14 protein-coding genes and 1 pseudogene are annotated in these 15814 nt (G+C 62.4%); 10 read left to right on the top strand and 5 right to left on the bottom strand.

The window, feature by feature from the left end; all coding sequences use genetic code 11:
• Positions 1 to 92 precede the first annotated feature (92 nt).
• From cobJ to cobG, 4 genes are read right to left on the bottom strand one after another with little or no spacing between them, the layout of a single operon-like run.
• Positions 93 to 1730: a precorrin-3B C(17)-methyltransferase gene (gene cobJ, locus CFE47_RS17550; RefSeq protein WP_286838918.1), complete on the bottom strand. Its 1638-nt coding sequence runs from the start codon at positions 1728 to 1730 to the stop codon at positions 93 to 95.
• Entirely contained in the window at positions 1730 to 2461 is a 732-nt protein-coding gene (locus tag CFE47_RS17545; RefSeq protein ID WP_185705224.1) for a precorrin-2 C(20)-methyltransferase, read from the bottom strand. Before CFE47_RS17545 ends, cobJ begins: the two co-directional genes overlap by 1 nt.
• Entirely contained in the window at positions 2461 to 3087 is a 627-nt protein-coding gene (locus CFE47_RS17540; RefSeq protein ID WP_233893640.1) for a precorrin-8X methylmutase, read from the bottom strand. Before CFE47_RS17540 ends, CFE47_RS17545 begins: the two co-directional genes overlap by 1 nt.
• Positions 3080 to 4426, bottom strand: coding sequence for a precorrin-3B synthase (gene cobG, locus CFE47_RS17535; RefSeq protein WP_286838913.1), 1347 nt, complete (start codon positions 4424 to 4426; stop codon positions 3080 to 3082). Before cobG ends, CFE47_RS17540 begins: the two co-directional genes overlap by 8 nt.
• Positions 4427 to 4464: 38 nt before the next feature.
• Here cobG and cbiE point away from each other — a divergent pair, with 38 nt between their 5' ends.
• Together cbiE and CFE47_RS17525 are read left to right on the top strand one after the other, a co-directional pair.
• Positions 4465 to 5670, top strand: coding sequence for a precorrin-6y C5,15-methyltransferase (decarboxylating) subunit CbiE (cbiE, locus tag CFE47_RS17530; RefSeq protein WP_286838910.1), 1206 nt, complete (start codon positions 4465 to 4467; stop codon positions 5668 to 5670).
• Complete coding sequence (locus CFE47_RS17525) at positions 5667 to 6386, top strand: cobalt-precorrin-6A reductase (RefSeq protein WP_286838908.1); 720 nt, start codon at positions 5667 to 5669, stop codon at positions 6384 to 6386. Before cbiE ends, CFE47_RS17525 begins: the two co-directional genes overlap by 4 nt.
• Positions 6387 to 6444: 58 nt before the next feature.
• Here the strand turns inward: CFE47_RS17525 and CFE47_RS17520 are convergent, their stop codons facing one another.
• Entirely contained in the window at positions 6445 to 6693 is a 249-nt protein-coding gene (locus CFE47_RS17520; protein ID WP_286838906.1) for a DUF6124 family protein, read from the bottom strand.
• A 450-nt stretch (positions 6694 to 7143) separates the two neighbouring features.
• On the opposite strand from CFE47_RS17520, the gene CFE47_RS17515 reads away from it, so the two are divergent.
• From CFE47_RS17515 to CFE47_RS17480, 8 genes and pseudogenes are all read left to right on the top strand, one after another.
• Complete coding sequence (locus CFE47_RS17515; RefSeq protein WP_286838980.1) at positions 7144 to 7500, top strand: helix-turn-helix domain-containing transcriptional regulator; 357 nt, start codon at positions 7144 to 7146, stop codon at positions 7498 to 7500.
• Between the two features lie 264 nt (positions 7501 to 7764).
• The gene (locus CFE47_RS17510; protein WP_286838904.1) at positions 7765 to 8160 is read left to right on the top strand and encodes a DUF2946 domain-containing protein; all 396 of its coding nucleotides are present in this window, start codon (positions 7765 to 7767) and stop codon (positions 8158 to 8160) included.
• Positions 8161 to 8208: 48 nt separating this feature from the next.
• Positions 8209 to 8691, top strand: a complete 483-nt coding sequence (locus tag CFE47_RS17505) for a copper chaperone PCu(A)C (RefSeq protein ID WP_286838902.1) — start codon at positions 8209 to 8211, stop codon at positions 8689 to 8691.
• Between the two features lie 11 nt (positions 8692 to 8702).
• Entirely contained in the window at positions 8703 to 9092 is a 390-nt protein-coding gene (locus CFE47_RS17500; protein WP_286838900.1) for a DUF2946 domain-containing protein, read from the top strand.
• A 93-nt stretch (positions 9093 to 9185) separates the two neighbouring features.
• Positions 9186 to 11237, top strand: a complete 2052-nt coding sequence (locus tag CFE47_RS17495) for a TonB-dependent copper receptor (RefSeq protein ID WP_286838897.1) — start codon at positions 9186 to 9188, stop codon at positions 11235 to 11237.
• A gap of 115 nt (positions 11238 to 11352) precedes the next feature.
• A complete protein-coding gene (locus tag CFE47_RS17490) occupies positions 11353 to 12735 on the top strand; it encodes a PepSY-associated TM helix domain-containing protein (protein ID WP_286838894.1) in 1383 nt (460 codons plus the stop codon).
• Positions 12736 to 12884: 149 nt separating this feature from the next.
• On the top strand, positions 12885 to 14993 hold the full coding sequence (locus CFE47_RS17485; protein ID WP_286838892.1) for a TonB-dependent receptor: 2109 nt from the start codon (positions 12885 to 12887) through the stop codon (positions 14991 to 14993).
• Between the two features lie 53 nt (positions 14994 to 15046).
• A pseudogene (locus CFE47_RS17480) lies at positions 15047 to 15814 on the top strand (ABC transporter ATP-binding protein); the annotation flags it as partial.

Raw genomic sequence — 15814 nt, 5'->3', positions numbered from 1 at the left:
CGGTTTTCCTTGTAAAAAAAACAAAAAGCCCCGAATAACCACAGGTAAATCCCTGGGCTATTCGGAGCTTTCCGACTGCTGCGAGGCGGTTTTCAGGAGGCTGGTTTTTCGCCATACCAGCGCGGTGTGTACACCCACTCGCCACCACCAGCGCGCGGGAACACGCAGGTCGTGGACGAGCCGATCAATACCATGGTGCGCATGTCCACTTGGTCCGGGGTAAGCAACCCCAAGGTGGTGACACGCAAGGTCTGGCCTGGGCGACCGACATCACGGCCCAGCACTACCGGCGTTTCCGGCGTGCGGTGCAACGCGACAATTTCCAGCGCGCGGCCCAACTGCCAGGGCCGCGAACGGGAGATCGGGTTATAGAACGCCAACGCCAGGTCCGCCTGGGACGCGAGGTCCAGGCGTTTTTCGATGATCGACCACGGCTTGAGGTTGTCCGACAGCGACATCACGCAGAAGTCATGCCCCAACGGTGCCCCCGCCTGCGCGGCGGTGGCCAGCGAAGCCGAGACACCCGGCAGGATCTCCAGGTCAACCTGATGCCAGGCCGGCTCGCCGGACTCATGCAGCGCTTCGATCACCGCTGCAGCCATGGCGAACACACCCGGGTCGCCGGACGACACCACCACCACCGAACGGCCTTGGGCCGCCAACTCAAACGCGTGGCGTGCCCGCTGCATTTCTTCGCGGTTATCCGTGCAGTGTTGCACTTGATCGTCGCGAAACGGCCCGGCCATGCGCACATAGGTTTCGTAACCCAGCACGTCAGTGCAGCGCGCCAGCTCGGCCTTCACCGCCGGCACCATCAGCTCGGCAGCGCCGGGCCCCAGGCCGATCACGGCGAGACGGCCACGTACACGCCCGGCTTGGGACAGGTCCAACGGCTGCTCGGCCACATCGATGACGATATCGGCTTCCTGATTGACCTCGGTGAAACGCAGCGGCACACCCAGTGCCAACGCGGCTTCATGCAACGACGCTTCGGCCATTTGCGCATCACTGGCCAGCAGGCACGCCAGCGATTGCACGGCGATACCCGCCTCATGCAACGCCGTGCGTACACGCTCAGCCAACTGCGTACCTGGCTTGCAGGTCACGCTGACGTTTTTTGGGTAGATCAACAATTCATTGGCCGCAGGCGCGCGTTCGGCACTGCCCACGTGAATCGCCAGGCGCGCCTGCTGATCCTGCGGCAGATTGGCCTGGTCCAGCCACGGCGCGGCCCCTTCAATGCGCACGCTTTCGCCAGCCAGCAGGTCGGAGACGAAGCGCTTGCCCAGCTCCAGATCCGCCAATTCATAACCACTCGGCGGGTTGAGCAGGCAAGTGCCAAAACGCAGCTCGCCACTGGTAGTGATGGCAGCCGCCACGTCCAAGGCCGCAGCGATTTCCCGCGCCATGACGTTCACACCGCCCAGGCCGCCGAGCAGAGGCACCACGGCACTGCCGTCTTCGGCAACGGCCAGCACAGCGGGCTCTTCGCCTTTCTCCAACAGCAGCGGCGCCAGCGTGCGAATGACGATGCCAGCCGCGCACAGGGCAATCAGCGGCGTGCCCTGTTGATACAGCTGACGCAGGGTCGCACCGAATTCGTTGTAGGCCTGGTCCGCGCCTTCGACACGGCCCGCCAGGCCATGGATCAACGCACCAGGGTAAACCTGCTGGATCCTGCGCGCAGTGGCCAGGCTGCCCTGGCCGAGGATGACAATCGCCGGGCTCATCAACCTTGCCACCGTTCACCTGGCACGATGATCAGCGAGAAGTACGGCGACGACGAAGGATCGACCTGATCCAGCGGCACGATTTTCTGGTTGGCCATGGTCGCGCGCTCCACATACAGCGCGCGTTCGGCCAGGCCAAGTTCTTCAAGTACCTGGCGCACCTTCGGGAAGTTGCGACCCAGCTTCATGATCACTGCCGCATCGGCATCCGCCAGGCGACGCTTGAGATCAACATGGGGCAACACGCCCGAGAGCACCGACAAGCTCTGGTTGCGATACACCAACGGCGCGCCCAGCACCGAGGCGCCGCCGAGCATCGAGCACACACCGGGAATCACTTGGGCTTCATAGCGCTCGGCCAGACGGTCATGCAGGTACATGTAGGAGCCGTAGAAGAACGGGTCACCTTCGCAGATCACCGCCACATCGCGGCCTGCATCCAGGTGCGCAGCCACGTCGACGCTGGCGGCGTCGTAGAAGTCGCTGATCACTTGCTCGTAGGACATCGGCGCCGGCAACACCTCGGTGGTCACCGGGTACACCAGCGGCATCAAGGTCTGTTGTGGCACCAAGTGGTCTTCTATGATGCCGAACGCGTTGCCCTTCTTGCCCTTGGCCACGAAGTACGCCACTACCGGCGACTCGCGCAGCAGGCGCAGGGCCTTGAGGGTGATCAACTCCGGGTCGCCGGGGCCCACGCCCAGGCCAATCAAACGTCCGCGAGCCTGCATTATTCGACCTCCGTGGCCAAGGCATTCACCGCAGCAGCGGCCATCGCACTGCCGCCCAGGCGGCCCTGCATGATCACGAACGGCACGCCACGGCTGTCGGCGGCCAGCATCGCCTTGGACTCGGCGGCGCCAACAAAACCGACGGGGAAACCGAGGATCAGCGCAGGTTTCGGTGCGCCCGCGTCGAGCATTTCCAGCAGGTAAAAGAGTGCAGTCGGCGCGTTGCCGATCACCACCACGCTGCCTTCCAGGTGCGGACGCCACAGTTCAAGTGCGGCGGCGGAACGGGTGTTGCCCAGTTCACGTGCCAACTCCGGCACGCTGTCGTCGCGCAGGGTGCAGATCACTTCGTTATTGGCCGGCAGGCGTGCGCGGGTCACGCCTTCGGAGACCATCCGCGCATCGCACAGGATCGGCGCGCCAGCGGCCAGCGCATCACGCCCGGCCTTGCCTGCACCTTCGGAGAACTGCAGGCCGTCGATGGCGTCGACCATGCCGCAAGCATGAATCACCCGCACCGCGAGTTTTTCCAAGTCGGCCGGAATACGGTCCAACTTGGCTTCCGCGCGAATAATGGCGAAGGAGTTGCGATAGATCTCCTGACCGTCGCGGATGTAATCAATCATCGGTGTTGCTCCGTGGGCGAGCGCGCAGCAAGGCGCCCGTCGCTTCAATAGAAAGGGTGCGCGCGTGCAGCCGGCCGAAGCCTGGGTAGGCTGCATCGCGAAAATAGAGGTCGTAGTGGCCGGGGCTCACCGCCAGTAACGTGACCGGAGCGGTGTGTGCGGCGGCGCAGGAACGTGGGCAGCCCGATAAATGCACGTCTTCACCGGGTTGCAACGCGGCCAGTTGCACGGCGTCGGTCTTGGTGTCGGCCAGGGCCTTGCCACAACCGCTGGAACCGGTACAAGCCGTCATGCGTGCCAGCGGTTGGTCGACTGAACAAAGAAAACCAAGCTGCGCCAGGCGTTCGGTCACCGCGTGAGGTTTTTCGACGTTGGGCAGCAGCACGCCCTGCCAAGGTGTGAAACGCAGCGTGCCGTCGCCGTACTCGCTGGCGAGGCGTGCGGCGCCCTTGAGCATCGTCGAATCCAGGCGGCCCAAGGGAGCAACGGCGGCGACGTAGAACTGATTTTTCTGGACCTGTGGATAAGTTCCGAGGTGCAGCAAAGCGTCGCTGGGCGGGCGTTTGAAGCCGTCGACCGGCAGCAGCGGCAGATTTAAACGGCTCAGTAGGTTATCCACAGGCAGCTGACGCATGCGGGTCTGTTCCGGGGTGGCGAGGTCTAGAAACGCTTCCAGCACAGCCACCACCAAGGCATGGCCCTGCTCCAGTAGTACAGCCGCCAACGGTGCATCCAGCCCCGGGCAACCCGCCAGGCCAAACGCGAGGAGCGTCTGACCATTACGTACGAACGCCGACAGCCACACGTCATGGTGATGTTCGAGCATCGCCAGGGCTTCACCGCCATCTAGCTGCACGGCGAACTTGGCCGACAGCTCGTGGAAACGCGGGTGGTTTTGCAGGGTGGCCAGGATCTGGTCTGCCAGCGGGCGGGTGTCGAACAGCATCTGCGGGTCGATGCCGGCGCTGGGGCTGAGCATCAGGTTGCGCACGTCGTCGCCGGCGGCATTGCTGGGGCCGAGATTGGCCGCCAGCAGCATCGCAATCAGGGCATTTTCTTCGGTTCCGATGCCGCGAATCTGCAGGTTGGCCCGGTTGGTCGCCTCGATCACGCCGCCCGCATAGGACTGGGCCGCGTCCGCGACCGCATGGGCCTGCACGGCGGTGATCGAACCACCGGCCAATTTGATCCGGCAAATGCCGCCATCCAACGCCTGGACAATACGCAGCAACCCCGGACAAGCCGAGGGGCGCAAGGTATTTACAGCGGGCGTCTGGTTCACGGGGCTACCGGTTGACGGGTAAAGGCGCGGTATTATGCCTGCTTTGTCCGGCGGCATGAAAAGCCTGCCCGTCGGATGTCGTTCAAGGAATTGATATGTCGCCCTGGCTGACGGTTGTAGGCATCGGTGAAGACGGCTTCAAGGGGCTGGGCAGGAATGCCCGGCACGCCCTGTTGCGCGCCACGCGGATTATAGGTGCTCAGCGCCAGTTGGACCTGTTGCCGGTGTGTATTCGTGGCGAGCGCGAGTTGTGGCCGAGCCCGTTCTCGCTGGAACCGGTGCTGTCGCGGCGCGGGGAGCCTGTGTGCGTGCTGGCCAGCGGTGATCCGATGTTCTATGGCGTGGGCGCCAGTTTGGCGCGAAAGGTGGCAGCGGATGAGTTGCTGATCTTGCCTGCGCCGTCGTCGGTGTCGTTGGCGGCAGCGCGGTTGGGTTGGCCGTTGCAGGAGGTCGTGACGCTGTCTGTGGTGGCTCGGCCGTTGGCGGCGTTGAATGCGCATCTGGCCAGTGGGGTGCGGTTGTTGGTCCTGAGCAACGACGGCAGCAGCCCCGCGTCGATTGCCTTCCTGCTGACTGCATCCGGGTTCGGGCCGAGCCGGTTGAGCGTGTTTGAACATTTGGGCGGCGCGCACGAGCAGCGTATCGACGGGCTGGCGCAGGCGTGGGGAGATGTGAAGGTGGCCGATCTTAATCTGGTCGCCATCGAATGCGTGGCGGATGCGCAGACTGTGCGCCTATCCCGCCTGGCCGGGTTGCCAGACGCTGCCTTCAAGCACGACGGCCAACTGACCAAACGCGACGTGCGCGCCATGACCCTGGCCCGCCTCGCGCCAATGCCCGGCGAATTGCTGTGGGATGTGGGCGCGGGCAGCGGCTCCATCGGCATCGAGTGGATGCGCGCCCACCCCAGCTGCCGTGCGTTGGCGATTGAAGCCGATGAAGGCCGCCAAGGCCTGATCGAACACAACCGTGATGTGCTCGGCGTGCCTGGGTTGCAACTGATTCGTGGCAAGGCGCCGGACGCGTTGCATGGCCTGGAGGCACCGGACGCCATCTTCATCGGCGGCGGCGTTACCCGCGACGGCGTGCTCGACACCTGCTGGCAACACCTGAAGCCGGGCGGCCGGTTGGTCGCCAACGCCGTGACCCTGCAAAGCGAAATGACCTTGATGGACTGGCGGGTGCGTTATGGCGGCGAACTGACGCGCATCCACGTGGCCCAGGCGCAGCCGCTGGGGGACTTTGATACGTGGCGGCAGGCGCTGCCGATCACGTTGCTGGAAGTGGTCAAGCCGCTATGAAACGCATCCTGCTGCTGGGCGGCGTGACCGAAGCCCTGGCCATCGCCCGCACCCTGGGCTCGGAACATATCTACAGCCTGGCCGGCGTTGGTCGCGTGCCAACAGACCTGACCTGCCAGGTGCGGGTGGGTGGTTATGGCGGGGCTGAGGGCCTGGCGCAGTTTGTTCGGGATGAAGGGATTGGCCTGATTCTCGACGCGACCCATCCGTATGCCGCGCAGATCAGTCGCAATGCGGCCGAAGCTGCGCAGTTGAGCGGCGTGCCGTGTTGGGCATTGCGCCGACCGGCGTGGCAACCGCAGGCGGGAGATGATTGGCGCGAGGTCAGCGATTGGGCCGCATTGATTGAAGCGTTGAGGCCATTCAAACGACCGCTGTTCACGTTGGGGCGTGAGCCGTTGCAGCACCTGGATGAAATCCCACCAGAGCAATTCTGGACGCTGCGAGCGCTGGATGTGTATCCGGGGAATGCGCGGTGCGAAGTGATTGGCGCACGTGGGCCGTTCTTGATCGAGGATGAGCGTGCGTTGTTTGCACGACGCGGCATTGATGTGTTGATCAGCAAGAACAGCGGCAGCACCGCGACGGAACCGAAGCTGGAAGTGGCGCGGGAGCTTGGTGTGCCAGTGTTGGTGTTGAAGCGGCCGGTGTTGGCAGCGGTGGATCAAGAGTTCGCTACCGTGCCTGCGTTGCTACAGGCAATCACCACTCTCTAAACACTGCAAATCCAATGTGGGAGCGGGCTTGCTCGCTCCCACATTTTGAATTGCATTATCAGGCTGCGGTTGTCGCCGGTTCTACGCCAGCGTGCACACGATCAGCCAATAGCAGCGCCAGCTCAATCAATTGCGCAACGCCCATCAGCTCCTCTCGTTTCGAGCCTTCCAGGTTGAATGCGAGATCACAGCTCAACGCATTGGCCGAAGCGAGGGTTTCGCTGAGGTTGACCAGTAGGTCTTCGGTGCTGATGCCGTCGGCTACGGTGAATAGCCGGATGGGGGGATTGGGGGTAGGTTTGATCATTGTGAAGCTCCGGAGAAGTAGTAGAGGAGCTGCCACTGATCGCCGCGACGCGATGAGGGTGGCAGCTGTACGCAGGTTCGCGGACCGATTCTCCAGAACACCGGCATACCCGAAGGTATCCCACGCACAGCCGCCATAGCGCCGGACAGTAGACGATAAAAAAGCGCCAACTGAAAGGAGACGATGACGCTTCTGCGTCTGGAGAAGTTCGGGCCGCGACGCCCGGCCGCTGCATTTGCAGCGGTGTACGGAGACTAGAGATCGAGCTTCCTAGGGGCAACCTCAAAGACTTGTCGGAAATTTCTGAGAAGGTCCTCCAAATTTCCTAGGCGCAGATACCAATGGGAATCGGCCTACACACGCACCGGAGCCCGCTGACTTCCGAGACACATATGCCCTTGGCGATGATCCTCAACATTCGTCCACCGACGTAAACATGAGGTTCATCACATGACTGAAAAGTCCCATAGCCTGCATTCGACCCGCCCTGTCGAACAGACGATTATCGAACACATAATCGCTAATCCCGAGTTTGCGCACGCCTTAAGCCTTGAAGCCGAGGCCCTGGAATCAGATGAACCCGAAGTCGCAGCACGGTTGAACCAATGGCTGGAAAAAGCCCAATACCTACCTGATAGAAAGACAACGTTCACGGATTTCGACACTGCCGACTATCTATGCACACAAGAAGATATAGACGCCTACCTCGAAGCCTGCTTAGAGGAAGACCCTGGCGATGGCTCATTGATCAAAAGAGCCCAAGACGACATTGCCCGCGCAACCCACAGGATCAACACCAAGCAATAAGCGAACACAATCCAAAATGTGGGAGCGGGCTTGCTCGCGAATGCGGAGTATCAGGCTATACATTTGGTGACTGACACGCAGCCTTCGCGAGCAAGCCCGCTCCCACATTTAGAGCAGCGCTGTCTTTGATACCGGCAACTTATGAGTTCCCGTCTATCCTCAACCACAGCCACTGCGACACCAAACCACACACCCTCTTTTTACTTCTTCCCTACGATCAGGCTAAATACCCGTCTGATCGTTTAACCCTACGGATTGTCCGCCATGGCCCGTCAACGCTTTGCAATCGTCTGGATCGCCTGCTTTGCAGTGCTGTTCAACGCCTTTGCCATGCCGATGGCCAGTGCGATGCAACAGTCCCAGGACCCGGTGCAGCAATTGCTGTGGGGCAGTTTCTGCTCCTCCAATGGCGCCAGCCTGAAGACGATTGCCCTGGGCAAGCTGGAGATTCCGGCGCCGCAGCAGGACGACCATTCGGCCATGCAACATTGCTGGTGTTGCTCCGGCTCTGCGCCGTTGGTGGCGTTGCCGGGGCATGTGCCGCAGTTGTATGTCACGCGGTTCGAAGCCCTGCAGAGCTTGCCGCCCCCCTCACTGCAAAACCCTACACCGCGCCAGCAGTGGCCGAGCCTCAACCCCCGCGCCTCTCCAACGGTCTGATTTCTTCGCAAGTGAACTGCGTTTTTAGAACCGTTCTGGAGAACTGCCATGCTTAAATCTTCCCTGCTTCTGGCCGCGTTGTTGCTGCCGGTGTTCAGTGCTGCCAATGCCGATGACTACAAGGCCGGCGACCTGCTGGTCAGCGATCCCTGGTCCCAGGAGTTGCCGCCGAATGCGCCCACCGTCGCGGCGTACTTCGTGATTCACAACACCGGCGAAACGCCGGACCGCCTACTTAGCGTCGAAACGCCGGTGGCCGACAAGGCCGAGTTGCATGAGCATGTGATGCAGGGCGACCTGATGAAGATGCAGCAAGTGCCCAGCGTCGCCGTACCGGCCAAGGGAGACCTGACCTTCGCGCCCATGGCTTATCACGTGATGCTGCTGGGCCTCAAAGACCGCAGCCTGCTGGCCGATGGCAAGCAATTCCCGCTGACCCTCACCTTCGAAAAAGCCGGCAAGGTCGAGGTCGAAGTGTCGGTGCAAAAGGTGCCGCCAATGGCCAGCCACGAGCATAAGCACCCGCAATAGACTGACACTCGATGGGCGCCCCTCGCGCCAGGCTCTCTCCACCCGCCCGCTTAAGACGCGGCAGTTGGATCAGCCTGTTCGCCATGCTGATGATCTTTATCGGTCCGCTGATTTCCCAAGCGATGCCGATGGACCATCACGCCGGTATGTCGATGGACATGCCGATGGAGCACTGCGAACCGCATACCCAAAAAGCGCCTGACGAACACCACGCGCTCTGGTCCAAGTGCGGCTATTGCGACCTGCTCTACAGCTGCCCTGCCCTGCCTGGCGGCATTTCAACGTTCACCCTGAGCAGCCCACCGCCGGCCAACGCCCTCACCCCCGCCACACGCCTGGGCCATGCCCGGCAGAGCATCTTCCCCGGCGCCCGCAGCCGCGCGCCACCCATCATCGCGTAAGCACTTCACAGCGTTACTTCACCCCGGCCGACTCTAGACAGACAGCCGCAGGCTGCTGGCCGTGTTGTTTACGATTGATTGATGGAATTTTTCATGTCCAGGTTTTCTGCTGACACCCGTTTAGCCGTATTGTGCGGCGCACTGTTGGTCCCTTTGGCCCACGCTGACGAGCACGACGAGCATGAACTGAGCCCCACGGTGATCACTGCGATCGCCCCCAGTTCACCGCTGACCGTGATCACCAACCCCAAAGACCCGCGCCAACCGGTGCCCGCCAGCGATGGCGGGGACTACCTCAAGACCATCCCCGGCTTTGCCCTGGTGCGAAACGGCGGCACCAATGGCGACCCGGTGCTGCGCGGCATGTTCGGCTCGCGCCTGAACATCCTCACCAATGGCAGCATGATGCTCGGCGCCTGCCCCGGCCGCATGGATGCGCCCACTTCGTACATTTCCCCGGAAACCTACGACAAGCTCACCGTGATCAAAGGCCCGCAAACCGTGCTCTGGGGGCCGGGTGCATCGGCCGGCACGATTCTGTTCGAACGCGAGCCGGAGCAGTTCGGCGAGTTGGGCACACGCCTCAACGCCAGTGTGTTGGCCGGCTCGAACGGGCGCTTCGACAAAGTCATCGACGCCGCCGCCGGCGGGCCATTGGGCTACGTGCGCGTGATCGGCAACCAGGCCCATGCCGACGACTACAAGGACGGCAACAACGACACCGTGGCCTCGCGCTACGACAAGTGGAACGGCGACGTGGCCGTCGGGTTCACCCCCGACGCCGACACCTTGCTGGAACTCACCGCCGGCCGTGGCGATGGCGAAGCGCGCTATGCCGGACGCGGCATGGACGGCTCGCAGTTCCTGCGCGAGAGCCTGGGGCTGCGCTTTGAAAAGTCCAACATCGGTGACGTGCTGGACAAGGTCGAAGCCCAGGTCTACTACAACTACGCCGACCACGTGATGGACAACTACAGCCTGCGCACGCCGTCCGGCACCGGGATGATGGCCGGGCCCATGGCCTCCAACGTCGACCGCCGTACCCTCGGCGCACGGGTCAAGGCCACCTGGCGCTGGGCCGACGTGCAACTGATCGGCGGGCTCGACGCGCAAACCAACGAGCACCGCCAGCGCAGCAGCATGGGCATCGACACCTACAAGGACCTGCCCCGGGTGAAGGACGCCAACTTCCATAACTACGGCGTGTTCGGCGAACTCACCTGGTATGCCGCCGACCGCGAGCGCCTGATCACCGGCGCCCGCCTGGACCGCGCCTCGGCCAAGGATTTTCGCCAGACCACCGGTTCCGGGATGAGCGCCCGCGCAAACCCGACCGCCGATGAAACCCGCGCCAACACGTTGCCCTCAGGCTTTGTGCGTTATGAACACGACCTCGCCGACAGCCCCACCACGCTCTACGCGGGCTTGGGCCACTCGGAACGTTTCCCGGATTACTGGGAACTGTTTTCCCCCAACACCGGCGCAGTCGGTTCAGTGAATGCTTTCGACGGCGTAAAGCCCGAGAAAACCACCCAGTTCGACTTCGGCGCGCAATACAAAGCCGAAGACCTTGAAGCCTGGGCCTCGGGCTACATCGGGCGCGTGCAGGACTTCATCCTGTTCGACTACAAGCCCGGGATGATGGGCACCACCTCCCAGGCGCGCAACGTCGACGCACGCATCATGGGTGGTGAATTGGGTGCGGCGTACAAGCTGACCCGCCACTGGAAAACCGACGCCACCCTCGCCTACGCCTGGGGTAAGAACAGCAGTGACGGCAAGGCCCTGCCACAAATCCCGCCGCTTGATGCTCGCCTGGGCCTCACCTACAGCGAAGACGACTGGAGTGCCGGCGCCTTGTGGCGGCTGGTCGCGGCGCAAAACCGCATCGACCAGAACAAGGGCAACGTGGTCGGCAAGGACTTCGACAAGAGCGCGGGCTTTGGCGTGTTCTCGCTGAACGCGGCGTACCGCATCAACAAAAACTTCAAGGTCAGCACAGGCGTCGACAACCTGTTTGGCAAGGCCTACGCCGAGCACTTGAACCTGGCCGGCAACGCCGGGTTCGGCTACCCAGCCAATGACCCGCAGGCCATCAAGGAGCCCGGGCGAACCCTGTGGACCAAAGTTGATATGAGCTTCTAAAAGCTTCGCGAGCAAGCCCGCTCCCACAGTTGGAATGCATTTCAAATGTGGGAGCGGGCTTGCTCGCGAAGGCGGCATAACAGACAAAAATTCTTAAAGCCTTGCGGAGCCCCTGATGAACACTCAAAAAGTCTCTTTCTACAACCTGGCCTGGCGCTGGCACTTCTACGCCGGTCTCTTCGTCGCCCCTTTCATGGTGCTGCTGGCCCTGACCGGCATCATCTACCTGTTCAAACCACAACTCGATCCGCTGATGTACGGCGAGTTGCTCACCGTCCCGGCAGCCGAACACTCACTCACCGCCGACGAGCTATTGCAACGCGCCCAGGCCGCCTACCCCCAAGGCGCGATCAGTAAATACCTGCCACCGGCCACCGCCACCAGCAGTGCGCAATTCGTGATGCACAACGAAGGCCGCGAAGTGACGGTATTCGTCGACCCGTATCGCGGCACCGTGCTCGGCGAGCAAGACGCCAAGTACAACCTGCAAGCCATCGCCCGCGCGCTGCACGGTGAACTGATGATCGGCACCGTGGGCGACCGCCTGGTAGAACTCGCCGCCGGTTGGGGCGTGATGCTGGTGGTGTCCGGCGTGTATCTGTGGTGGCCGCGCGGCAAGTCATCGGCGGGAGTGTTGTGGCCACGCTTCAACACACGCGGCCGGGTGTTCTGGCGCGACCTGCACGCCGTCACCGGTTTCTGGGGCGCAGCCTTGCTGTTGGTGATGTTGCTCAGCGGCATGACCTGGACCGGCTTCTGGGGCAAGCAGTACGCCGAGTTATGGAATAAATTCCCAGCCGCCATGTGGAACAACGTGCCGCAGTCTGACCAACAGGCGCGCGTGCTCAACACGGCGAGCCAACAGACCGTGCCGTGGGCCATGGAAAACACGCCCATGCCGATGTCCGGCGACCATGCCGAGCACATGAACCACGGCGCCATGCATGCCGGCCCCGCCGCGCCCAACGTGCGCCTGCAACAGGTGGTGGACCTGGCCAGCGCACGCAACGTCGAACCCGGCTACAGCATCACCTTCCCCACCACCGCCACCGGCGTGTTCACCATCGCAGTGTTCGCCGACGACCCGCGCAATGACGCCACCCTGCATGTGGACCAGTACACCGGCAAGGTCCTCGCCGATGTACGTTGGGAGCACTACAACCTCGTGGCGCGGGCCACCGAGACCGGCGTGATGCTGCATGAAGGCAAGATGTTCGGCGTGGTGAACCAGATTATCGTGCTGCTGATTTGCCTGATGATTTTGCTCAGCGCCGTCAGCGGGGTGGTGATCTGGTGGAAGCGCCGCCCCCAAGGCGGGCTTGGTGTTCCGCCGTTGCGCCATGACCTGCCGAAGTGGAAAACCGCCATGGTGATCATGCTCGGCCTGGCGATCATTTTCCCTCTGGTGGGCGCGTCGCTGATCGCGGTGTGGGCGTTGGATCGCCTGATCCTATCGCGTTTTTTCCGCCAACATGAATCTGCCTCAGGTTCGGCATGAACGCAGTGAGATGCCCGATGCAAAGCGCTTCTGTAGCCTTGCGCGACTTTCGCCGCGCAGCGAATAAGTGTTAACTTATAACACTTTCTGCGTTATCGTTGCTCGCCGCCATCAGCGGCGAGCATCCCTCCAAGAAGACTGATTGCCCCATGAACAAGTACCTCGCGTCCGGGCTGTGCCTGCTCGCCTTGCATAACAACGCCCAGGCCCTGACCCTGCCCGCCAGCTCCGTCAACGCAGCGGCCGTGGATGACGAACGCGTCGACCCCAAGACCCCGACCACTGCGGGTTCACGCCTGGACCTCACGGCACTGCAAACCCCGGGCAGCGTCGAAAGCCTGACCGGCACGCAGATCCGCGAGCGCGGCGACGCCAGTGTGCAGGACGCGATTTCCCGCGCCACCGGCATCAGCCGCACCGGCACGCCGGGCGATGGCGGTACCTCGTTGTCGGCCCGTGGTTTCACCGGCCAAGGCTCGGTGATGCAGTTGTATGACGGCAACCGCATGTACATGGGCATGGGCACCTCGACCTTCCCGGTGGACACCTGGTCGGTGGAACGCGTCGATGTGTTGCGCGGCCCGGCGTCGGTTCTGTACGGCGAAGGCGCCACCGGTGCGGTGGTCAATACGCTGCCGAAAAAGCCGTTTGAAGGCGAAATCGAAAACCACATCCGCCTGGGCTACGGCTCCTACGATCGCCAACAGCAAGCCCTCGACAGCGGCGGCTCGCTGACCGACACCCTGAGCTATCGCCTGAACCTCAATCGCCTGCGCAGCAACGGTTTCATCGACCATGGCGACTCCAGCAGTGATTTCGTCAGCGGCGCCCTGCGCTGGCAAGCGGCCGATAACCTGAGCTTCACGTTGGCCAGTGACTACGGCGACCAGCGACCGCAAAACTACTTCGGCACACCGTTGATCAACGGCCAATTGCACAAGGGCCTGCGCGACAAGAACTACAACGTCAGCGACGACATCCAGCACTACAACGATCAATGGACACGCTTGACCAGCGAGTGGCAGATCAACGATAGCGTCAGCGCGACCAACGAGTTGTTCTACCTGAAAAACCAGCGCCGCTGGCAGAACGCCGAGAACTACAACTTCACCAACGGCCAGCTCACCCGCAGTGGCAACTTCGGCATCAAGCACAACCAGGAACAAGTGGGCGACCGCCAGACCTTCACCTTCAAGCACACCTTGTTCGGCCTCGACAGCCAGACGGTGACCGGCGTGGAATACAACCGTATCCGCTTCCGCCTGGCCAGCAACACGCCGTTCAAGGATGTGTTGGAAGATGGCCAGCCCGTCGATATCAACCACCCGGCGCCCGCCGCGTTCGACAGCCAAAGTGCGTTCAGTCCGGTCTTCGCCACCACCACCAAAACCGTCGCAGGCTTCGCGGAAAACCGCCTGCAACTCACCGACCAGCTGTCGTTGATCACCGGTATCCGCCGCGACTACGCCCACGTCGACCGCGATGATTTGCGCACTGGCGCCCAGTCCGACAAGACCCTCACCGGCAACAACTGGAAGGCTGGGCTGGTGTATGCAATCACCCCTGACACCTCGCTCTACGGCCAATATTCCACCAGCACCGATGGCGTCGGCGGCCTGATTTCCCTGAGCCCGAGCCAGCAACAATTCGACCTGTCCACCGCCAAGCAGACCGAAATCGGTATCAAGCAAGCGTTCTGGAACCAGCGTGGTGAATGGACGCTGGCCGCCTACCATATCGTTAAAAAGAAACTGCTCACCGATGTTCCGGGTGACCCAGACCTCAAGCAGCAAGTCGGCCAGCAATCGTCCCGTGGCCTGGAAGCCAGCCTCGACCTGCAACTGCCCCATGCCTGGGAATTGCAAGCCAACGCAGCGATCGTGCATGCGCAGTACGACGACTTCAAACAGGACGTTGACGGCGTGCAAGTCTCTCGCGACGGCAATCGCCCGGTCGACGTCCCGCGCCGTACCGCCAACCTGTGGCTGAGCAAGGCCGTGACCGACGACATTCGCGCCGGTGCCGGCGTGCGTTATGTGGATGCGCGTTACGCCGACATGGCCAACCAGAACGAGCTGCCGAGCTACACCGTGGTGGATGCAACGGTATCGTGGAAAGCGATGCGCAACACCACGCTGGGCCTGCAACTCAATAACCTGTTCGACCGCACGTACGCGGTCAGCCAATACAATGACGGCCAACAGTGGATCCTGGGCGAACCGCGCTCGTTCTTCGTCACGGCGGACTACACCTTCTAACCCAACAAAACACAGGCCCCAATGTGGGAGCGGTGTTGAACCCGAGAGTATTGATGACCTCACTCACCCTAAGCGACCTCAACTGGTCCCCCGTGGAGCACTGCCATCACCAGTTCCACCTGCGTGACGCCAGCCTGCAGGTCGGTGCGGGGGAGTTTGTCGGGCTGATCGGGCCCAACGGCAGCGGCAAGACCAGCCTGTTGCGCTGCGCCTATCGCTTCACCAAACCGGTACAGGGCGACGTGCTGCTCGACCATCAGAACGTGTGGAAGCAAAGCGCCAAATGGTGCGCGCAACGCATCGCCGTGGTGCTGCAGGAGTTCCCCGATGCCTTCGGCCTGCGGGTGGATGAAGTCGTCGCCATGGGCCGCACGCCGCACAAGGGCTTGTTCGACAGCGACACCTTGCACGACCAGCAACTGATCCAGCAGGCGCTGGCGGCGGTGGGCATGCAGGGCTTCGAAGACCACGCCTTCGCCACCCTCTCCGGCGGTGAAAAACAACGCGTCATCCTCGCTCGCGCACTGGCCCAACAGCCGCAATTGCTGATCCTCGACGAACCCACCAACCACCTCGACCCACGCTACCAGTTGGAGCTTTTAAGGCTGGTCAAGCGCCTGAATATCGGCACCCTCGCCAGCATCCACGATCTCAACCTGGCCGCCGCCTTCTGTGATCGCCTGTACGTGATCAACCACGGGCGCATCGTCGCCAGCGGCTCGCCCCATGACGTGCTTACTGCCGAGCTGCTGCGCGATGTGTTCGGCGTCGAAGCACTGATCGACCCCCACCCCTTGTCCGGCTACCCCCGAATCACCTGG

This window comes from Pseudomonas sp. PGPPP1 (assembly GCF_002255865.1).
Taxonomy (GTDB): Bacteria; Pseudomonadota; Gammaproteobacteria; order Pseudomonadales; family Pseudomonadaceae; genus Aquipseudomonas; species Aquipseudomonas cremoris.
Note: the sequence above shows the minus strand (reverse complement) of the source record. Positions and strands in the feature narration are given on the sequence as shown.